At 47.3% G+C, this 20448-nt stretch carries 17 protein-coding genes; 2 read left to right on the forward strand and 15 right to left on the reverse strand.

Going from position 1 to position 20448, the window contains the following annotated elements; translation table 11 throughout:
* Window positions 1-219: 219 nt before the first annotated feature.
* Window positions 220-1800, forward strand: a complete 1581-nt coding sequence (locus tag ACF8CV_RS13140; RefSeq protein ID WP_171056004.1) for a BCCT family transporter — start codon at window positions 220-222, stop codon at window positions 1798-1800.
* Between the two features lie 121 nt (window positions 1801-1921).
* On the forward strand, window positions 1922-2311 hold the full coding sequence (locus ACF8CV_RS13145) for an ATP-binding protein (RefSeq protein WP_025631719.1): 390 nt from the start codon (window positions 1922-1924) through the stop codon (window positions 2309-2311).
* An 18-nt stretch (window positions 2312-2329) separates the two neighbouring features.
* Here ACF8CV_RS13145 and ACF8CV_RS13150 read toward each other — a convergent pair whose 3' ends face one another.
* From ACF8CV_RS13150 to ACF8CV_RS13220, 15 genes are all read right to left on the reverse strand, one after another.
* Window positions 2330-2968, reverse strand: a complete 639-nt coding sequence (locus tag ACF8CV_RS13150) for a sugar transferase (protein WP_005486834.1) — start codon at window positions 2966-2968, stop codon at window positions 2330-2332.
* 10 nt (window positions 2969-2978) lie between these two features.
* Window positions 2979-4172 carry a glycosyltransferase family 2 protein gene (locus tag ACF8CV_RS13155; protein WP_171056003.1) on the reverse strand — a complete coding sequence of 398 codons (1194 nt, stop codon included), beginning with the start codon at window positions 4170-4172 and terminating at the stop codon, window positions 2979-2981.
* Window positions 4165-5283 carry a glycosyltransferase gene (locus tag ACF8CV_RS13160; protein ID WP_171056002.1) on the reverse strand — a complete coding sequence of 373 codons (1119 nt, stop codon included), beginning with the start codon at window positions 5281-5283 and terminating at the stop codon, window positions 4165-4167. The genes ACF8CV_RS13155 and ACF8CV_RS13160 overlap by 8 nt, the downstream gene beginning before the upstream one ends.
* A gap of 235 nt (window positions 5284-5518) precedes the next feature.
* On the reverse strand, window positions 5519-6952 hold the full coding sequence (locus ACF8CV_RS13165; protein ID WP_021449098.1) for a chain length determinant family protein: 1434 nt from the start codon (window positions 6950-6952) through the stop codon (window positions 5519-5521).
* The gene (locus tag ACF8CV_RS13170; RefSeq protein WP_069540366.1) at window positions 6949-8073 is read right to left on the reverse strand and encodes a glycosyltransferase; all 1125 of its coding nucleotides are present in this window, start codon (window positions 8071-8073) and stop codon (window positions 6949-6951) included. Before ACF8CV_RS13170 ends, ACF8CV_RS13165 begins: the two co-directional genes overlap by 4 nt.
* A gap of 115 nt (window positions 8074-8188) precedes the next feature.
* On the reverse strand, window positions 8189-9553 hold the full coding sequence (locus ACF8CV_RS13175) for an O-antigen ligase family protein (RefSeq protein WP_021823082.1): 1365 nt from the start codon (window positions 9551-9553) through the stop codon (window positions 8189-8191).
* Window positions 9550-10980: a lipopolysaccharide biosynthesis protein gene (locus ACF8CV_RS13180; protein WP_170926572.1), complete on the reverse strand. Its 1431-nt coding sequence runs from the start codon at window positions 10978-10980 to the stop codon at window positions 9550-9552. The genes ACF8CV_RS13175 and ACF8CV_RS13180 overlap by 4 nt, the downstream gene beginning before the upstream one ends.
* A complete protein-coding gene (locus ACF8CV_RS13185; protein WP_138938704.1) occupies window positions 10973-12145 on the reverse strand; it encodes a glycosyltransferase family 4 protein in 1173 nt (390 codons plus the stop codon). The genes ACF8CV_RS13180 and ACF8CV_RS13185 overlap by 8 nt, the downstream gene beginning before the upstream one ends.
* Before the next feature lie 10 nt (window positions 12146-12155).
* Window positions 12156-13340: a glycosyltransferase gene (locus tag ACF8CV_RS13190; protein ID WP_138938703.1), complete on the reverse strand. Its 1185-nt coding sequence runs from the start codon at window positions 13338-13340 to the stop codon at window positions 12156-12158.
* A 150-nt stretch (window positions 13341-13490) separates the two neighbouring features.
* A complete protein-coding gene (locus ACF8CV_RS13195; RefSeq protein ID WP_086583800.1) occupies window positions 13491-14561 on the reverse strand; it encodes a glycosyltransferase family 4 protein in 1071 nt (356 codons plus the stop codon).
* On the reverse strand, window positions 14536-16080 hold the full coding sequence (locus ACF8CV_RS13200; protein WP_025524990.1) for a sigma-54 dependent transcriptional regulator: 1545 nt from the start codon (window positions 16078-16080) through the stop codon (window positions 14536-14538). Before ACF8CV_RS13200 ends, ACF8CV_RS13195 begins: the two co-directional genes overlap by 26 nt.
* A 271-nt stretch (window positions 16081-16351) precedes the next feature.
* Complete coding sequence (locus tag ACF8CV_RS13205) at window positions 16352-16732, reverse strand: Hpt domain-containing protein (RefSeq protein ID WP_005454845.1); 381 nt, start codon at window positions 16730-16732, stop codon at window positions 16352-16354.
* A 12-nt stretch (window positions 16733-16744) separates the two neighbouring features.
* Window positions 16745-17431, reverse strand: a complete 687-nt coding sequence (locus ACF8CV_RS13210) for a CpsD/CapB family tyrosine-protein kinase (RefSeq protein ID WP_138938702.1) — start codon at window positions 17429-17431, stop codon at window positions 16745-16747.
* Window positions 17431-19533, reverse strand: coding sequence for an SLBB domain-containing protein (locus ACF8CV_RS13215; protein WP_025520508.1), 2103 nt, complete (start codon window positions 19531-19533; stop codon window positions 17431-17433). The genes ACF8CV_RS13210 and ACF8CV_RS13215 overlap by 1 nt, the downstream gene beginning before the upstream one ends.
* Entirely contained in the window at window positions 19530-20432 is a 903-nt protein-coding gene (locus ACF8CV_RS13220; protein WP_025796375.1) for an OmpA family protein, read from the reverse strand. The genes ACF8CV_RS13215 and ACF8CV_RS13220 overlap by 4 nt, the downstream gene beginning before the upstream one ends.
* Between the last annotated feature and the right edge of the window lie 16 nt (window positions 20433-20448).

Raw genomic sequence — 20448 nt, forward strand, 5'->3', positions numbered from 1 at the left:
GAAAAATAGTTAGATGTCGTAGTTTATTTCTGTGAGTTGAAGATGCTTGTTTGGCGTTTATTTGCTGTAAATATGCAATAAAAGTGTCATTTTTGCATAAATCTGTGATTGGTGATAAACTTCGCATCGTTTTTAAAGTTTAGAGTTCAAATTAATGGAGGGCGGTATTGGAGTTCTTCTCCCCTGAGAAGCGTTTCAAATTACGTTAAATTTGTATTTATGGATAATGCATTTAAAAAATATAGTATCGACACAACAGACTATCAGGTTGGCCAAGACAACGTTCAAAAATGGGGATTCGATATACACAATCCCGTATTCGGTATCAGTGCTGGTCTCGTTGTTTTCTGTCTTATTTCACTTCTTCTTGTCGAGCCAGTCACCGCTCGCGACGCATTAAACGGGATCAAAAACGGAATTATTGAACAGTTTGATGCATTCTTTATGTGGTCTACCAATTTCTTCTTATTGTTCGCTGTTGGTCTGCTTTTCTCGCCATTAGGTAAGATTTGTTTAGGCGGTAAAGAGGCGACGCCGGATCATTCAACCGTTTCATGGCTATCAATGCTGTTTGCTGCAGGTATGGGTATTGGCCTCTTATTTTGGAGTGTGGCTGAGCCAACGGCCTATTTCACGGATTGGTGGGGTACGCCGCTAAACGCAGAAGCGTATTCAGCCGATGCTAAATCACTCGCGATGGGTGCGACCATGTTCCACTGGGGTGTTCACGGTTGGAGTATTTACGCCCTTGTTGCGCTGGCGCTTGCTTTTTTCGCCTTTAACAAAGGTTTACCGCTTTCATTGCGCGCGGCGTTTTACCCAATTTTTGGTGACCGTGCATGGGGCTGGTTAGGTCACGTTATTGATATCCTTGCTGTACTTTCGACGTTGTTCGGTCTTGCTACTTCTCTTGGTTTGGGTGCTCAGCAGGCAACCAGTGGTATTAACCATGTATTTGGTTTAAACGGCGGCATCGGTACACAAATGGTGGTGATTGCGTTTGTAACCTTTATTGCTGTGCTTTCTGTTGTTCGTGGTATTGACGGTGGTGTCAAACTCCTAAGTAACGTCAATATGATCGTTGCGTTTGCTCTGCTTATTTTTATTACGTTCATTAGCTTTGATACTGCGATGGGTTCATTAGTCGACACGACAATGGCATACATTCAAAACATCATTCCGTTGAGTAACCCGCATGGTCGTGAAGACGAAACGTGGATGCACGGTTGGACAGTGTTCTACTGGGCGTGGTGGGTATCTTGGTCTCCGTTTGTGGGTATGTTTATCGCTCGCGTATCGAAAGGCCGTACCGTTCGAGAATTTTTGTTCGCAGTCATCGTGATTCCGACGTTGGTAACATTGGTTTGGATGTCAGTATTTGGTGGTATTGCGCTTGATCAGGTCGTGAACAAAGTTGGTGAATTGGGTGCGAATGGTTTAACGGATATTTCACTGACACTATTTCATGTTTACGATGTATTACCATACAGCTCAGTGATTTCTATTCTGTCGATTGTTTTGATTTTGGTGTTCTTTATCACCTCATCTGACTCCGGCTCATTGGTTATCGACAGTATCACTGCGGGCGGTAAGATTGATGCTCCCGTTCCACAGCGAATCTTTTGGGCGTGTATCGAGGGTTCAATTGCCGCGGTTATGCTTTGGGTTGGCGGTAAAGAAGCCTTACAAGCGCTACAGTCTGGTGTGGTTGCGACCGGCTTGCCATTTACCTTTGTTCTGCTGTTGATGTGCGTGAGTTTGGTGAAAGGTTTACGTACCGAGCTTTCCGCTTACCGCTAATCGATGTTGATAAATTAATACTCAATGCCGAGCATTCATTTGCTCGGCATTTTTATTTCTGCTTTTCTTTTTAAGAAATTCCGTTACAGTTTGGGCTTCTATTTCATCACTCAACTGCATTATGTCGCTTGCTAAACTTATTCTCATTCGTGGTCTTCCTGGCTCAGGAAAAACAACCTTGGCGAAACGATTGGTGAAAGATTTCGATGCGAAGCATTTCGAAGCCGACATGTATTTTGAGAATGAGAAAGGCGAGTACCACTTCAATCCGTCTTTGCTTCCGCAAGCGCACGAATGGTGTTTTGAACAAACGCGCAAATGGTTGAACAAAGGGAAAATCGTGATTGTGAGTAATACCTTTGTACGACATTGGGAAATGAAGCGGTATTTAGATTACTGCCGAAAGAAATCTATCGAGGTGGAAGTGATGGTGTGCTCGGGCGAATATCAGAGCATTCATAATGTGCCACCAGCGACAATCGAGAAGATGCGTCGCCAGTGGCAAGAGTAGCAAAATAGACTCGAAGCATTACTGGCCGCGTCCATCAATCATTACGATAAGCGTTTTGCTCATGATAGAAAGATCCATCGTGATCCACGAGTAAAACGACCCAAGGCTTAGTGCATAGCTGTGGTCAAAACCAACTTTTCTTCTCACGTCTTCAATGCAAGCATCGTAACCTTGGTTTACTTGCGCCAAGCCTGTAATACCTGGCAGTACGCCGTATGTACGCTCTACAAAATATGGAATTTCATCTTCCAACTTTTGATAAAAGGCAGGTCGCTCAGGGCGAGGGCCAATCATAGACATTTCACCTTTCAATACATTGAATAGCTGCGGTAACTCATCGAGACGAGTCTTACGTAAAAATCGGCCGACCGGGGTAATGCGTGGATCATTTTCGGTTGCCCAAACGGCACCTGAGCGTTGTTCTGCATCGATGTACATCGTGCGAAACTTCATGATTTGAAACAGATCCATCTTCTCTGGTGTGCAGCGACCAACACGCAGTTGACGATAAATCACTGGGCCTTTTGAGCTGACCTTGATGGCAAGAGCAATGAACGGAAGCAGTGGTGCGGTTGCTAGCAGAATCAACAGCGCAACCAGTACATCAAACGTTCTTTTCGCGTGGCATACATTTGAGTCGTAACGTGAGTTTTTCATGATGCTTTCCTTATTGGTTGACGCGTTTCCAACGCCCGTTTTCCATGCCTAGTAGGTACTTCATACCGCCGACGAAGTTTGCGATATGGCCAACGACGATATAGCTAATCAGTTTGAAAGGTTTCACTGTGTTAAGGGCTGGTATCAGATAAGTCATTAACGCAATTCCGTAAATGCCAACCTGCGCCAAAAGCAACAATAGAAACACCGGATGTTGAGCAAGTAACAATGAGCACACTAAGCACACAATCATCAAATACGGCGTTGCTAAACGCAGAACCTTTCCTGATAGAAATGCAAAGGCGGTGCCACGATAGCGAGGCAGCAACAATTTTTTCAATTGCATCAGCTGCTGCATGTTTCCGGCTGAGATTCGTAGGCGGCGCTTGAAGTCCGCGTCGTCTGAGCTTTGTTCCAGTTCGAGTGCGAGCATCTTAGGTTCGTAAACCGAAGTGAAGCCTCGCAAAACGATTCTCATAGGGAGAATGAAATCGTCATTGATGGTGCCAGCTTCGAGTGGCTCAAACAGCTTAGTCCTGAACGTGTAAAACGCGCCGTGAGAACCAATCGTTGAACCAAGTAAGGATTCTTGGTGTTTAACGCGAGACTGGTATTGCCAATAAGCGGCTTCGCCTTGATTGCTAGTGCGCATAATTTGGTATGTCGCATTAACGACGCCCACGTTCTCATTTTGATAATGCTGACTTGCCAAAAGGAGAGAGTCGCAAGAAACCAGAGCAGATGTATCACTCAGCGCCGTAATGTCGGACGTAACGTGTTTCATCTCTTCATTAATCAACGCGACTTTGCCACGATTGATAGAGTGGTCGTTCACAATAAACAAGGTATCAGAGCAAATCGCTTCTTGGATGGTATCTTGTGCGATTTCTGCAGTTTTATCGGTACAACCATCACACGCGATTACCACTTTCAGCTTATCCCGTGGGTAGTCCAAACTCGCCAAGTTGCGAATTTTCTCAGCAATCCATAGCTCTTCGTTGTAAGCGGGGATGATGATGGTCACGGAAGGAAGTTTGTTATCACTGGCCGAGGCTTTGTAATGACGCTCTGCAAAGTGTTCGCCTTCGTCGTTAGATTTTGGTTTGAGTGGCAGCCATTTCAGCAGTAACGGATAACCCACATGATGGTAGATGATCAAAAACGCAGACAAACCAAAACCAGCAATACAAATGAGATCATTCATAAGTCGACTCCTTAGCCAAACGTGTGTAGCGACCAACCATGTCACGAATATCGAAATGTTGAAGAATGTAAGCTCGAGGCGAATGGATGTTTGAATCCAATTGTTTAGATAGAGCCTCCGCGAGTGAAAATACGCGGTTAGGTTCTACCAAAGCGCTGCTTTTCGGGCACAGTGTTTCTTTCACGCCGCCAACATCCGTCGCGACGCAAGGGATGTCACACGCTTGCGCTTCGAGTGTTGAAAGCGGAAACCCTTCTTGCAGAGACGGTAAGCAAAACACGTCTAAGCTTTGGTAGAAGCTTGGCATGTCGTCGACTAAACCGAGAAAGGTGACGCGTTGCTCAAGTTTGAGTGTGCGTACCAAATGTTCAAGTTGCTCGCGTTGGCTACCGTCACCTGCAATCGCAAGGTGGGTATGAGATTCAAGGTGAGAGAAGGCCTCTATCAGCACTTTATGTCCTTTCACGGTTTCTAATCGGCCTGCTACGCCAATTACGGTTTTATCCTCAGGTAGTCCAAAGTGATTTCTTTTAGCTTGGCGATCACCGCACTGAAACTTTTGACAATCAATACCGTTGTGAATGGTGCACACATCGCGATAGTTGAGCTTGGTTGTGATTTGGTCGGCAACAAAGTGTGCATCGGCAACCACATGTGGGCGAACGGTTTTTAGCAGCACAGACTGTAAGCGCGCAGCTTTTTTATTGTTCAAATGCCAGGCATCATGTTCGGTGTGAATGATGACAGGAACGCCAGCCAAACGTGAGGCAATGCCACCGTAAAGCAAAGGACCAATATGATGTGTGTGTACAACATCTGGCTTCATGCCTTTGATCATCGCCGTAAGTGTGCCTAAGGTTTTAACGCTGAACCCCGGCTGTTTATTGAGAAAATGAAGCTGGCTTTTGTATTCGGTCAACTTAGCCCATTTCGCTAAGGATTGGGATTTGGCGCCTTCTAAGCTCACCACAAACACATCGTGACGAGGTTCTGCGAAGCGAAGCATATCCAGCACTAGCGTTTCTAAGCCACCCGGTGCCAAGTGTTGCACCACATGCAACACCACTTTTTTATGATTCCGTTTGGTGTTTTTATCTTCTCTGCATTCCATCTTTACGCCCTCAGTAGAGTGTATCTACTCTGAACAACGTATTGCACGCTACGTGCCATTATTTATTTAAAATAAAAACAACCAGTTAGGCCTGAATGTCAAATCTGGAAGTCAACATTCTCAATTTGAGATTCATATTAATGAGAAGACAAAACCATGCGGTAAATTAACGTGGCGTAGCAAAGAAAAAGCACTCGGGTCAACGAGTGCTTTATCGTCATGGTGAGTAGGAGAGTTAACTGGCGAACGTCACTTTAGGCAAGGTGGTGATCACCGGAACGCCCAGGTGTTTTTCTAATGCTCGGCGAGAGCGCACCGAGTTGTCTGCCAGTTCAAGTATGGTGGCTAGACCAACGCCAAGGCCGGCACCACCGATAAAGCCTAGAATGATAAATACAATACTTGGTAGATTAGACGGAATTGTCGGAGTGAATGGCGCATCAATGATCTTCACGCGTTTGTTTTCTTCAAACACACCAAGCGATCCTGTCAATTGCGCCATTTCGTAGCGCTCGACGAGGTCGTCGTACATTTCACGTTTTACGGCGACATCACGTGCTAAACGGTTGATTTCTGTCGCGGTGCTACCAAAGCGATGGGCATTGCTTTCTAACTCTTGAATCATCTTTTGCAAACTGATGGTTTCTTCGGTGAGTGATTCAAAACGGCTACGCATAATTTGCAGTTGATGAAGTTGAGACACAAGCAATGGCTGCGCTTCCCCAAGGCTACTTACGGTGGCGTTACTCGCAATGTCCCACAATTGGTTACTGTTCAGCTCTGGCTGTTTTGAACTGAGCAGAACTGTGCGTTCTTGCTCTAAGCGTTTTAATTCGCGCAATTTTCCTTGTACTAGGCTGTGCGCTTCGGTGTATTTGGCGCGGAGCAGAGTAAGCTCGCTTCGGATCTCGATAATTTGTTCTTCAATCTTACCGATGACGGGGTTGGTTTTGGAAAGCTGTTGGTCCAAGCTCCCCAAACTGCGAGTCACACCGGCAAGCTCGGCTTCTTTCTCCGCCAAGGTTTGCTTTAAGCTGGCTAGGCGGGTCAAGCTTTGGGCCTGCATTTCTGGAGTTGCGTGTGAGTAGGTGTTTTTGTACTCGGCAAAAGCGTGCTCTGCTTTGTCGAGCTCTTCTCTGCGCTTATTGATATGGATGGTCAAGAAATGACTAGAATCCTTAATCGATGAGCGTTCCGGTGCCAAAAGTTGCTCAACAAATCGGTTACTCACCGATGTTAACATTGACTCCATTCCTTGCGCTTTACCGCTTCTAAGCTGAATTTGGATAAAGTCTTTACCCAGTTGTTGAACGGACAAGCGCGAAGCGAGATCTTTGATGATGAACTCTTGTTCTTTCGCGCCCATGTCATCGTCAATCAGCCCTTGCTCTTTTGCGACAGAGTAGAGCACGTGACGGCTTTTCAGCAAAGTACTCAACGCACTCAAACGGTCTTTAAGCATGGTTGATACGGCAATATCTTGCAAAAACGGGTTCATCTTCGCCGTTTCTTGAATCAACATGCTGGTGTGTGCGACGTACGTTGTTGGAACGAGCTTGCTTACGCCAAAACCAAGGATAGGTAGCACAAGCATCGGAATGACAATCATATAGCGACGTCGCCACGCGCCATGCAGTAATACGCTGATGTTTTCTCGTAAATCGCTCATAGTGCCCTCACTAATTTCTCAACTTGGTCTGCTCTTGCTTCCCAGCTTTGTTGTTGGACATAAGATGTAGAGCCGTTTGGTGGTGGCAGCAGGTGACTTAGGCTGGCACACACGTCTTCGACGTCGGCGACGATGTGTAACATGTGTTTGTAAGGCATCAGAGCCGGAAATGGCGTGCTAATAACGGGCGTACCCGTTGCTAAATACTCCAAAAGTTTGAGCGGGTTACACGCTTTGATTTGTGCGTTGTCGACAAACGGTAGCCAACTTGCGTCCCAGTGTTGGGAATAGCTTGGCAATAAATGATGCGCGCGAGGCCCCAAGTAATGAACGTTGTCTCGCTGTGGTAATGGATTGTGGGCAAACTCATTCGGTCCAATAAAAACCAAATCCCAATCCGGTGCGTGTTGGGCGACTTGGTCGATCAAACGATAGTCCAGCCAGTCAGACAAACTGCCATAAAAACCCAATATTTTACGGCCATTGTTCGGCAAGTCGCTTGCCTTTTCAGCAGGCGTTGAAAATAGGCTGAAATCGACCCCGTGTGGCAGCGTTGTGGTTTTATTATCCGGAAATCGAGCGGCCAGCTTGTCGCTTGCAGCAAGAATACAATCGGCGTTATCAACCAGTGTGCGTTCATGCTCCATCACTGTTTGATGATCAACGCCCGCTAACGCGCCAAAATCGTCTCCGCAGTAGTAAATCAGCCCGCGTTTATTCATGGCATTACATACATCAGCGGCGGTTGGCAGGGATGTCCAAAACAGTGGGTTGTCGAAGTTCAACGCTTTTAAGTGTTTTTCTAGTTGGTGCTGCATCATCTTCGCTGCCACTTTTCTTAAAAAAGAAGAGTGAGGAGCCGGTATTGTCAGCAAATTTACCGTGAAAATGTTGTCTACCGCATCACAATGCATGGTTGGCTTATCTGAGCCAGTATCGCCGAAAACGCGGGAAATCTTGCTCACTAAACGTTGAATGTCTTTACTCGTCGGTTTTGGTTGTCTTAAACCGATGGAATTAACCCAAAGAATGCGATGGTTGGTGGCAAGTCGCTGAACGATGTGCTGCGTTGATGATGGTAGGCCGCCGAAGTCTTCGCCAAATACTACGATATCCGTCATGTGTTTCTCCTTGAGTCCTTAAGATTTGGTTTCTGATAGAAGGAGTAATCACAATGCGTGCCAAGGATTTAAGCTTTTAAAAACAGCTAGTTGTATTATTGTCAAAATGAAAGGATTAGGATTTCTCATTTTGACAATCAGATTGAACGATACGACTGACCACCACGGTGAGCGCGGCTAGGATATAGATTGGCCAAGTAAAACCTTGAGTAAGAAACGTACCCGAGACAATGGTGCCGATAAGGCCGCTCAGTACCGCGTTTGCGCCAACAGTCAGTGCGTAATCGGAATCAGGTGTGAGCAGCGAAATGGATTTCAAAGAGGTGCGAATCAACGAGACGATCAGCGTGATGAATACCGCTAGCCCGACAAATCCGGTTTCCGCTAACACGCCAAACCATGTACTGTGCACCGCGTGGTTAATGCCATCCCAATGTGGGCTGTAGAAATAGTAGTTGAAGTAGAAGTTATCCAGTCCCACTCCAGTAAACGGGTGGTGGAGTGCCATTTTGAAAGCTGCTTCCCATGCGTACAAGCGACCCATCGCCGATGCGTCGATACCATCTTCTGCGGCGCCGCCGGATTCACGCCCCGAAATCCCAGCAAAAGCATACAAAGCTAAAGCTGCAACTGCCCCAAGAACCAAAACCAAGGTTTTGCTTTTGATGTGTTTAAAGGCGAAGTAAGCAAACACGGAGAGCGATCCCAACAAACCGCCACGGCTTTGTGTTTGTATCACTGCGAAAAACAGGATAAAGCAGGTGATAAGCGCGAAGAGTCGTAATAGGGTTGGCGAGCGTTTTTCCATCAATTGACTAACGGTAAAGGCGAGAGGAAACATCAACACGAGTGCCAAGTCGTTAGGGTCGCCCAGCACTGAACCAATGGAACGCCCAATCGACACGCGAGTGCCTTCGACTAAATCAATGCCGTTCGCTGCGTTGTTAAGCGCGACTAACCCAATCAACATGCCGGCGACGATGATCGCTCGGGACATTTGAGCGAGCTGCTGCGGTTTGGTGATCAGCCAAGTGATCGCCAAGGTCATCACAATGATTTTCCAATACGTATTTTTAAATACCGTGATGGCAATATCTCGGCTAGAGGCGAACACAATCCCGATGATAACCAGCCCCCAGAAAATGCACAGCCACTTGAGTGAAGGGTGCCAGAATGCCGTAAGTTGACGACTTAGCAGTAGATGAAAAGCTAGCGCAGCTAACGCGCCAAGGGATAAAAGCAATGGGATTTTAAAACTGTAAATGGCAGGAAACGCTTCGTGAATACGGAAAAAGGAAAAGATAACGAACAGTGTCACGAGCCAAAAGGTTTGATTGAGGACGAATAGCAATGCCAACGGTGCAAAGCACACTGCCACAATCAAAATGGGGTGAGGCATCACGATCCAAAGCAGCGCAATCACGACGGTGATCGTCAGCGCTGCAATGGATTGTTTTGTTCTCACGTCGGTTGAGCTCATATCGAATATCTCTTCACTTGTCCGCGCCATCGAATGAATTGCTGACTTAATGCGCTGCGGGTTTCTTTACTCACGTAACGAACGGTGAGTCCTGCCAGGAGGCTGCATGTCAAAATGCAAATTGCGATGGCGATTCCTATCGATTGTGAAGAGTGAAGCAGGAACAGTGCCACACCTGAGATAATTTGCAGTAAAACCATCAAACTCAAATGGAATGGTAGAGTCATACACTGTTGGCCAACCGCGTAAGTTAGGCCGAGTTTACAAAGCTGCGCGTAGTACAACGCAATGAACACACCAAAAATACCGAGAGAAGACAAACCAAACAGCAACCCAATCGCAACGAAGGCAGAAACCACATTAATACCAAGCAACCATCGGGTTCTGCGTTTGAAAAGAATGGCGATGTTTAACAATTCGCTCCATTCCTTGAGCATCGCAATCGGTAGCAAGAACAGAGTGTAAAGTACCGCTTCATGGTAGGTCTCTGGCAAGAAGTTCGTGATCATGACCATTGCTAGTGTCGCTACAACCACGCTGAGCGCAGAAACATAAATCATCCCTAAATGGGAAACACGCACGGCTTCACTATCTCGACCATTTTCGAGGTACGTAAAGCGTCGTGGCATCCACCACATGCCAAATGGCTGCACCAAAATACACATACCCACTGCGAACTTAACCGCAATCGCATAAATCCCTAACGTCGCCAACGAAGCATTTGCGCCGATGAACCAGCGCTCGGCACCATTCAAACAAAACGCGACAAGCGCAGACAGCATTACTGGTAGGCAGTAATTCAAATACTGCTTGGCTAAGGCAATCTGAGGCAGAGCAAGGGTGTAACGGTTGATGATGTGTAACCAAACAAATTGCATGACCGCAGCGATAAGACCGCCAATCAGCACCGAGGTGATATGCGGGTGCAGCGCAAGCGCCGCGACGATAAACGTGACTTGCAGTAGAGTCGTCGTCACCATCACTTGAAGCAGTGTTTTGGCTTTGTCATCTTGAGTGCGCAGCCAAGCCGTGCCAATCGCAATGCTGCCTTCCAGAACAATGGCAAGCGTGACAACAGCAAATTCGATGCGCGTAAAAGGTTCAGGAATAGGGAGCAACGCAATCAGTAACAGGAGAATTGCTGCCACCGCGCCGGCGATCAGTACCGACAATGAGTAAAGTTGGTTGAGAGAAGCGGTTCTTTTTTGTGCGTCTTTCTCCACGCCGACAAAACGATAGAGTGCTTCGTGCAAAGCAAAGCTGACCAACAAGGTTGTCACTACGCCAAAAGTGGTCAGTAGCTCGAGCTTACCCATTTGCTCTGGCGTCAAAAAGTGTGGGAGCACAGGCAACATGAGTAAGCTGATGCTTTTGTTGATCACTAACGCAATCGCGAAAAGTGACATGTTGGTCATTGCTTTAGACATGGTCATATCCTTTGACGTTGTTTCGCGCTTTGGCACCGTGATGACTGGTTGGCGCATGCTCTGAACATAAATATTGAGCTATTGGCATGTAGCAGCGTTCCGCGCTGTATAGCTGTGCGACATTTAAGGCTTCAAGTCCCATTGTGACCTTCATCCACGGTGACTCATTAAGCAGACGAATCGCGTTGTGCAGAGAAGCCGCATTATTCGGTGTGTATTTGATGCAGTTCTTTCCATGAGTCAATACGCGATCCCAATAGCTATCATCGTGAGGGATAACCACACACATACCGGACGCCAGTGCTTCTAAAATGGAAAGCCCGAAAGGTTCGTTCACGCTGGTGGAAACAAAAACACCACACTGTGCACGCAATTCGTTGAGGTTGTTTGGAGATTCATACCAATCGACCCCTTTGGTATTAAAATCCGGAGTGGAATATTCAAAGCCTGGTACATTCGGTTTGATGTAACAAATGGTGGATTGAATAGTGGTGGTGTTTTCTAACGTTAGGGCATCCAGCAGTAAATCCACGTTTTTCCATTTCAACAAACTCGCTGCCCAAAACACGCGATTGGAGATTGGATTAGCTTGTTTCGGCCAGCGTTCGCGAGAAAGGCCGTTCACAAATGTGGAGGCGTTCAATGTACTCCAATATCTTTCCGTCGCAGGTTTTGGTGTTTTTAAATAGGCTTGCAACGCGTTAATCAAGGATTCGCGAGTGTTTGACAGATAGTAGATAGCGCTGGCTTTTACTAAGCAGTAGCCGGACGATCTTGCGACGCCAACCGGTCCGTGAATCATTTGTACCACTGGCTTGCGGCTGAACAATCTCATCAGGTACAAAGGCATGTCATTGCTTGGGCAAGAAAGCCCCAGATACCAATCTATTTTTGGCAGCTTCATGCAAACCTTGAGCAGTTGAATCAGGTAAAACGCGTTCATCAACCAATAGATAAGGCCATGAGTTGAGCAAAACGGCGCCGCTTTTATGTTGAGAATCTGGATGCGCGGCGTGTCTTCCAAAAGTGGCGTCCAATGCTCGGGTTTTGTTGTCACCAAATAACCAACAACGTTGAGCTTATTGCACTGTTTGAGTAGCTCCGCATTGGCGATTTTGGAGCCACCTTGCATTGGAATCGCATCGAACATCAATACACGTTTCATGATCTGTTCCTCAGTTGATGCTCAACCAGCGGGAAATGGGTTTCATGCACTGCGCCATTGACATCGGTACAACAGTTTTGTTTTCCAGCTCGGTTTCATAAATTGCTTCAATCGCTTTGACGGAAGCGGTCGTGGTCAAGTTTTGGCTAGCATGTAGGTAGGCATTTTCAGCCAGTTTTTCTCGCAAGTCGGCATCTTGCATGACCAATTGAATCGCATTCAGCAGTCCAGCCATGCCCTGGTTTGGATAAAGAAGGGCGCTATGGTTGTGCTCGAACAATTCGGGAATACCGCCAGTTTTAGGTGCTACGATTGGCAGTTTTGCTAATGCCGCTTCTCCTACGACTAGACCAAAAGCCTCTTCGTATGCGCCGCTAATGAAAGCGTCAGCATTACCCGACATCCAAGCGCCTGCATTGGTCTGTTCTCCGACGAAGTGCACGCGGTCTTGCATACCAAGAACGGTAACTAATTGCTTCAAGTTTTCGCGCTCTTCACCGTCGCCGACAATCACGAGATGTGGATTGGTTTGATGGTAGTTGTGCATTCGCATAGCATGAATGAGGCGGTCAAACCCTTTGCGTTTGATCAGCGAACCAACCGAAAGGAAGGTGAATGCATTAGCAGGAATACCCAAGCGCGCTTTGATGTCGATAGGCGCTTCAGAGTCATCCAAAGAGACGCCGTTGTGCACTACGTGCAGTTGATCTTCTGGATAACCATCGCGCAGAATTTCACGGCCTACATCTTTGCTCACACAGATTAGTTTCGGCGAAAGGTGCAAGCCAAGCGAAAAACGATCGCGCAACGTGTAGTGACAATGCAATTGCGTGACTAGAGGTACATGATTCATGCGTGCGGCTAAGGACATCCACTGGCAAGGGCCACCGCTGTTGACATGAACGAGGTCGATATTGTGCTTCTCGATGAGCGCTGAACCTTGTTTGATCAGGTTATTCCAACCCGTGATGTCCCAACGCGGCGCACACCAGCCACCGACGAGATTGAACGTAGAGTGCTCTGCTTTGATACCAAGATCTTGGCATTTCTCAATCAGAGGTTGGCAGTTCGACCAGACAATTGGCTCGAACTTGTCTCGGTCGATACCCAAGATAAGATCGAGTAGTACCACTTCACTGCCGCGAATCCAGTTATCACCATAATGAACGTAAAGAATGCGTTTTGGAGTAGTCATAAGTCACCTCGGTCTTATCGTTAATCTAATTCGACTACTGCAACCGAGATGCCAAAATATGCTATTGGTTTAAGTGATTGAAATGTATAGATGAGGAAATGAAAACAAAGAGGCAGCGAGACAAATTCTCAATTTGAGAACCAATATGGGTTAGTTATCCATCTCAATTTGATATTGCGTTAGCAATACGGGAATAACGCTCTCTGTTGAGAACTGTTCTACGATCGTTTGGCGTGCGTTTTTACGGATTCGTTCTTGTTGGCTTTTCTCCATCGCCATCCAGTACTGTAGATTGAGCGCGAGAGCGGGGACATCATCGGCAATAAAACCATTGTTGCCGGATTGAATGATGTCGGGTAAACGTCCGACCTTTAGACTGATCACCACAATGCCGCGTGCCATTGCCTCAAGTGCCGCCATGGGTAGTCCTTCGAAGCGAGAAGAGATAATCAATACGCTGATATTTTCCCATACCGCGTTCATGTCTGTTTGATGACCATGAAAAATGACATTCGCTGGTGCGGTTGTCTCTAAGTTTTGTCGCTCAGGCCCATCGCCATAGATAGAGAAGCGATAATCGGGGCAGGCTTTCGCTAACTCGATAAATTGATCTGCGCCTTTTTCATGGCTTAAGCGACCAACAAACGAGATCTCTTGATAATGGTTGTTCATGCTTGGTAGCGCGACAAAGTTGTTGAGCAGTTGCGAGGGGCAGAGCACTTTATCTTGAATACTTTTACTTACTGCAAAGCAGTGATCCGAGAGGTAGCCTGAGCATCTGTCCAACCCGTCGTAAAGCCACAGTTTGCCCGATGACGACTCACCGGCATGATAAGTTGAAACCAAACGCGGAAAAGTGCGAGTGAGCAGTTTGGCGGTGCGAGCCAGTATGCTCGCCTTGTAGCCGTGAGTGTGCAGCACAATCGGTTGATGATGCGCGACAGCACTGGTGAGGTGCTTGATCGCAATTGTATTCAACGGAACGCCAGATATCTGCGGCAAATAGCTGGTGGGAATGTTTGCCGCTTGCGCTTTTTCTACAAGCTGCGCTTGAGGTGTGTACTCCGTTGGCAACACTATACGCACGGCGTGCCCAAACGCGAGAATGCCTTTTGCCAGCTCTAATATGTGGCTTTCGATGCCGCCAAAAATGCGGCTATCAACAAAAATCCAAACTTCGCCCACAATGGGTAAATCAGGATTGTTCGAGATTAACTTCATCCGCTTCCCACGCTTGTTTTTTACGATAGACCGTTGAAGGGCTTAGCTCCAGCATCACAGCGGCATTGAGCACGTTACCATCACAATAAGCGATCGCGTTTTGAATCGCTTCACGTTCGACTTGCCACATTGGTCGGATACTTCCGTCTGCATTAAAGTACGGCGATAAGGAATGACTCGGTGTTTCAACGCCGACAGTAGGTTGCATTTGTTGAGCGGGCACCTCTTGAACAGGTTGCACTGGTTCAATGGGTTGTGTTTGCATCGCTGGAGCATTATGTCCGTTGAGGTTGTTGCTCGGGCTTGATGATTCGACGTGCACAGGGGTTACGGTTCTTGCCTGCGTTTTCTTTTGAGTTAACTGAGCGGGCAGGTGAGCCACCGTGACTTTTTCATCATTGTTGAGTACCACGATATTACGAATGATGTTTTGTAGCTGCCTTACGTTGCCAGGCCATTCGTAATGTTTGATCACGTGCTGCGCTTCGGTATCAATGTTAGAGAATTTTTTCTTGTCCTCTTTGGCGTAAGTCGTGAGAAAATGCTTGGCTAACGTGACGATGTCACTTCCTCTTTCTCTCAAAGGTGGCATATCAATCGGCACAACGTGAACACGGTAATACAAGTCTTCGCGAAAGCGTCCTTCTTCCACCTCTGTAAGTGGATCTCGGTTGGTGGCGCAAATGATACGTACATCGACTTTCATCTCTTTTGTGCCGCCAAGTGGGGTGTAAGTGCCCGTTTGTAAGAAGCGCAGTAGCTTTTTCTGCATTTCCAGTTCCATTTCACACAGCTCGTCGAGAAATAGCGTCCCTCCGTGGGCTAATGTTGCTGCGCCTTTTCTGTCTGTGGTTGCGCCAGTAAACGCCCCTTTAACGTGACCGAAAATCTCACTTTCCATCAAATCTCGTGGTATCGCACCACAGTTGATGGCGATGAAAGGTTTGTCTCTGCGATCACTTTGGCGATGAACGGCCTCGGCGCACACTTCTTTACCCGTGCCACTTTCACCGACGATAAAGACGCTGGCCGAGGTTGGTGCGACGGCATCTATCGTTTTGTATACCGCTTGCATCGGTAGGCTTGAGCCAATGAAGCCATGATAGTTGTGGCGATCGAAGGTAGACTGAATGTTTTCTACCAAGTCTTCCAATTTGGCTCGCTTTAGATGCAGTGCCACAGAGGTTTTAAGACGGTCGGCATTGATGGGTTTTTCTAAGAAGTCTTCAGCGCCTTTTTGTATCAAGTTTACAGCTAAGTCGACGCTACCGTGTGCGGTGGCGATGATGACTGAAGTGGGAATATCATTTTGATTGATCCAATCCAACACGTCTTCACCCGACATGTCTGGAAGTTTTAAATCCAAAATGATCAGTTGAGGCTTGCTGCGTTCAATGAATTGAATGGCATCACGACCTGTCTCGACATGGAAAATGTCGTAAGGCTCATCTTTCACATATTGCTTATAAAGTATGGCTAATGAGGTAGAGTCTTCTACCAATAACACCCTTGGTCTCATAGTCCTATCCCAACTTAATCTGATTCATTGTTATGATTCTGCCAGCTCACTTGGAGATTGATGAGAAAGAAAAAATAGATAAGCATCCTCAAGTAGCTAGAAGATTCTCAATTTGAGAAAAGTTATAGTTAAGTATTAGCACAGGGCAGGGATATTGCGAAAATTCTTTACTTTTTAATTGATTAAGCGCGGTATGAATTTTAAAAGGTGAAGACCAAATCGCACTTTAATAAGTGCGATGGTTCATATGGTTTTGCGGGTTTTCTTCTTGTTACTCAAAACCTTGAGCCTTGCGCAGGTTGAGCGCTTCAAACGAACGTTCAGCCAGTAAAGGCAATGCTGCACACAGTTCCAATGCTTGTTGGGTTTTACCTTCGACGCAATGTTTCTCGATGCTTCTGGCTTGACGAGACAATGGGCGATTGCCTAATGCCAGTGCAGAACTGCCAAGTGTATGGACTTCAAACTCGAGTTTTTCTAGGTCATGCTCACCCAACGCCCGCTCAATTTTTTGCATCCGTTCGCGAGACTCTTCGATATAGTGTTCAATCAACGTGGGAATGATCTCCGCGCAGGTGTCTTTAATCATTTGCTGGAGAATGAGCTCATCAACCAACTCTTGTTCAATGTGTTGTGCAGTATTGGAATTCATAATAAGCGCTCCCTATAACATAAACAGTTCACTTTTTTTAATCTGCTGTGCCAGTTTGTCTTTCCATTTTTTCGGTAAAAAGCGCAGCTTTTCGACTTGGCGAATCAGCTCGTCTTTTAGGCTCGGAGTGTGTTTCATGTTTAGCACCGAGCCAATCAGATTGGCATCGCTTGCTTCAAGCAGCTTTTTGGCTTGCTCAAGTTGCGTTGTCGTCGTAGACCCATAATGAGCAACCAGAAGCGTTGCATCACAAACTCCCGCGATGACTTGCGGTGGAATGTTACTCTTATTCACACTGAGCAACGGAGAGGTGTCGATGACAATGCGATCATACTGAGATAACCATGTCTCGATGTTTTTCCTCAGTGTGGTTGGATCTCGATACGCCAGTTTGGTGCTTGCCAAGGACGGGGCAGGCAATCCCACCAGCGTTTGGTGCGCATCTTCGCGCGTAATTAAATGACCGACATTTGCGTCATCATCAAACTCGTGCACCGTGTGATACGCGGGTTTGAATAAGTTCAAGTCTACATATAACGTGCGGTAACCTGCCAAGATAAGGCGCTCGGCAAGAGAAGAGGCGACAGACGTAACGCCTTCTTCAGATTTACAGCCCACCACGCAAATCGATCTGTGACCCTTTTGTTCACTTTGCAGATAGATTTGCTCGATTTCAGCATGAGTCGCAGGAATGGTCATTACAGCGCTCCTATTAACACGATGGTGGTGGTGATTTGAAGAATGTCTCTCAAACCAGCGCGCGCTTTTTCTGCAAAGCTTTCATCTTTATGAGGAATGTAAATCGTATCCCCAGCTCGAATGACAGGCAGATCGTAAATGTTGGCGGTTTTGCTGAAGTTTACGAGGTCGAACGTTCTCGCTTGGCCTTGGCAGCACGACATATTGACGATGCTAATTTTCTCAAGATAAGCGCTGTTTGTTGGGCCGCCAGCTTCTGCCAATAAGTCTAAAACCGTCATGTTGTCGTTGAACACGTAGCGTCCCGGATCTCGTACTTCACCCAGTACGCGCACGGTGGATTCTTTAGAACGGTCGAGCCAGTTTTTGTTTTTCTCCGGAATGTAAATAGTGTCGCCAGGGCGCACGTCTGGCAGGATAGATTCATCTCCCGTTTCGAAATACATCGACAGATTTAGTTTGCTCACTTTTGCGTAGCCTAAACCGCGATGAGTCACGCGAATATTGTGGATATCGGCATCCATAGTCGGGCCGTCGGCGGCCGAAAGAATATCGAGAAAGTGCATTTCGTCCGTGAAGCGATAGCGACCAGGTGCGTTGATTTGACCAAACACGTAAATGGACGCGTCTGAGCTTTGGCTGACCCATTGAGATTTGTTGTCGGAAGGGTCATCTGGCAGTGCATGAACGCGCACTACCGTGCCGGCAGAAACGCGTGGCAAGTTAGACGCTGGCGAACCATCTAAAATGTACTGGTCTAAATCGAAATTCGTCATTTGACCGTTGTTGGCCACTTCAATTTTGGAGGTGTCGGCACGGCGAGTCGGGCCGCCAACGTGAGCCAGCAAATCAATGAGGTCCATTTCATCTGACCATTCGATTCGGCCTGGACGAACGACTTCACCCATTACGGCAACGGCGCGACTTGGTGCGACTTTCAACCATGACTTTTCATTAAAATCGGTCTTTTCCGGTACGAATATCGCGTCGCCGGCACTCACTTTTGGTGGCGCCACGGAAGAGAGCCCTTCAGTATGCGCCGTTAAGTCGAATTTGATCACCTGACCGTCGGCTTTTATCACTCGTATTTGGCGTGATTCTGCGTAACGAGTCGGGCCCCCTGCGTTTGCCAGAATGTCCATAAAGCTCGCGCCTTGTTTACCTTCGTAAGCTCCCGGGTGCGCAACTTCACCCATGATATAAACTACGTTCGCACCAGCTTTTATCTCTTCTTCCTGCTTAGGCACAAAGATGGTTGCGCCCGGCAATATCTCAGGCAGCAAGCTTTGATCGCCAGTATCTAGGTAGGTTTTCAAGTTGAACATGGTTGGTGTGTTGTTCGTAATCACGCGAATTTGCTCAACGCTCGCGTAGCGAGTAACACCGCCAGCGCGCATGACCACATCGACAAGTGTGGTGTTTGGCTTGTAAGTAAATGAGCCCGGGGCGTTCACTTCACCGAACACTTTGATTGCGCGGGCGGAGTCGGCACTGTCACCAGAGTTGGCGAGTTTGGCTGCATCGAACTCTTGCTCAATGTTGCCGACCAATGGGGAAGCAGGCACAAATAACACGTCTAACGATTCCAGTTTTGGTAGCTGGCTGTTGTCGCCTGTATCCAAAAAGCGTTTGTAATCGAACTCGATGTTCTGATCGCCACGTTTGACGATCATTTTGTCGAGCTGCGCGCCAGCACGGAGTCCGCCAGCTTCGTAAACAAACATTTGGATGTTAGAACCTGCGGGCAACGTGTATTCACCCGGCTTAACAACGTAGCCTTGCACGGAGACAAGCAGTTGTTGCTGTTTAATGAACACGCGAGCGTTATTCACGTCTCGATAGACGGTTTTCAGCGTTTCAATAATGACATCTTGCAATTGCTGCTCGTTATAACCAGCAACAAACACCGGACCAATTTCCGGTAAGTTGATTCGTCCGCGGCGGTCCACTTGAAAACCTTGGTTTAGCGATGCTTCGCCGGGCAGGTTGATCTGTACTAAGTCACCAACTTTTACTGTGTCGTTATCTGCGGCATGCAGAGGGGTTACCCAAGCGAGCACGCACAACGTGAACAAGGCAAAAAACGTTTTGAAAATGCTCATAACGCGCCTCCTATCGAACCGCTCGCGCTCGTTGGCATGTTGCCTTTGTTAGGTAAATTGTGATTACTTGGCGCATTGCTATCAGAGTTTGCGCTGAGAACTTCGATGCTCACTCGACGGTTGGTTAGGCGCACGGCTGGCGTTTGTCCCTCATACAAAGGCAATGTGTCGCCAACAGATTTGGTTTGTACACGGTCTGACGCTACACCGAACACACTTAAGTATCGTTTAACTTGCTCGGCTCGTTCCTGTGCTAGTTTTTTATTGTGCTCAGGCGTACCCGTGACGTCCGCATGGCCAGTGACAACCAGAGACAGAGCTGGGTGGTCACGCAGAATATAAGCGGCTTCTGCCAAGTGTCCCATGTACTTCGGATTGATCTCCGCAGAATCAATGGCAAACTGATTATCGACGTTGAGCAGCGCATAAATATCGGCGACGATGTTTAGGTCATTCCTTAGCGCATCAATGTCGTCCGGCGGCGTGCAAGCGGTTTGCGTAAGTACGTAGTCGAGTTGCTGCTCAAGCTGGTTTAATCGACGACGCTGGATGACCAGGTCATTCGCGGCATCAAGCAGTAAACCGCCTTCTAGTTCACGAGCAATGCGATTTTGCTTCTCGAGTGCTTGCACCACTGCAGCAGGGAAGCACCAACGAGCGCCTTCTTGAATCAAAGCGTCGAGATGAAGCTTGGTCAACTGCCAATCGAATCGCAATCCATGCTCTGGGCCCAATGGTTCATCTGGCATCACAGGCGAGAACTGATAGTTCTCAATCGAAATATCTTGATAGCTTTCCGCCAATCCACCCTGACCATGATCGGGATAATCAAATGACGAACAACCAAACATGCCGACAACGAGACCGCTAACTACACTTCGTCGTATTAGATTTACCATGCCAACCTCCGTTTAA

It is taken from the genome of Vibrio sp. zbq_1, from assembly GCF_043102935.1.
GTDB lineage: Bacteria > Pseudomonadota > Gammaproteobacteria > Enterobacterales > Vibrionaceae > Vibrio > Vibrio parahaemolyticus.

Coding starts and splice junctions, on each gene's coding strand:
- ACF8CV_RS13140 (WP_171056004.1), top strand. CDS start 220: ATGGATAATGCATTTAAAAAATATAGTATCGACACAACAGACTATCAG.
- ACF8CV_RS13145 (WP_025631719.1), top strand. CDS start 1,922: ATGTCGCTTGCTAAACTTATTCTCATTCGTGGTCTTCCTGGCTCAGGA.
- ACF8CV_RS13150 (WP_005486834.1), bottom strand. CDS start 2,968: ATGAAAAACTCACGTTACGACTCAAATGTATGCCACGCGAAAAGAACG.
- ACF8CV_RS13155 (WP_171056003.1), bottom strand. CDS start 4,172: ATGAATGATCTCATTTGTATTGCTGGTTTTGGTTTGTCTGCGTTTTTG.
- ACF8CV_RS13160 (WP_171056002.1), bottom strand. CDS start 5,283: ATGGAATGCAGAGAAGATAAAAACACCAAACGGAATCATAAAAAAGTG.
- ACF8CV_RS13165 (WP_021449098.1), bottom strand. CDS start 6,952: ATGAGCGATTTACGAGAAAACATCAGCGTATTACTGCATGGCGCGTGG.
- ACF8CV_RS13170 (WP_069540366.1), bottom strand. CDS start 8,073: ATGACGGATATCGTAGTATTTGGCGAAGACTTCGGCGGCCTACCATCA.
- ACF8CV_RS13175 (WP_021823082.1), bottom strand. CDS start 9,553: ATGAGCTCAACCGACGTGAGAACAAAACAATCCATTGCAGCGCTGACG.
- ACF8CV_RS13180 (WP_170926572.1), bottom strand. CDS start 10,980: ATGTCTAAAGCAATGACCAACATGTCACTTTTCGCGATTGCGTTAGTG.
- ACF8CV_RS13185 (WP_138938704.1), bottom strand. CDS start 12,145: ATGAAACGTGTATTGATGTTCGATGCGATTCCAATGCAAGGTGGCTCC.
- ACF8CV_RS13190 (WP_138938703.1), bottom strand. CDS start 13,340: ATGACTACTCCAAAACGCATTCTTTACGTTCATTATGGTGATAACTGG.
- ACF8CV_RS13195 (WP_086583800.1), bottom strand. CDS start 14,561: ATGAAGTTAATCTCGAACAATCCTGATTTACCCATTGTGGGCGAAGTT.
- ACF8CV_RS13200 (WP_025524990.1), bottom strand. CDS start 16,080: ATGAGACCAAGGGTGTTATTGGTAGAAGACTCTACCTCATTAGCCATA.
- ACF8CV_RS13205 (WP_005454845.1), bottom strand. CDS start 16,732: ATGAATTCCAATACTGCACAACACATTGAACAAGAGTTGGTTGATGAG.
- ACF8CV_RS13210 (WP_138938702.1), bottom strand. CDS start 17,431: ATGACCATTCCTGCGACTCATGCTGAAATCGAGCAAATCTATCTGCAA.
- ACF8CV_RS13215 (WP_025520508.1), bottom strand. CDS start 19,533: ATGAGCATTTTCAAAACGTTTTTTGCCTTGTTCACGTTGTGCGTGCTC.
- ACF8CV_RS13220 (WP_025796375.1), bottom strand. CDS start 20,432: ATGGTAAATCTAATACGACGAAGTGTAGTTAGCGGTCTCGTTGTCGGC.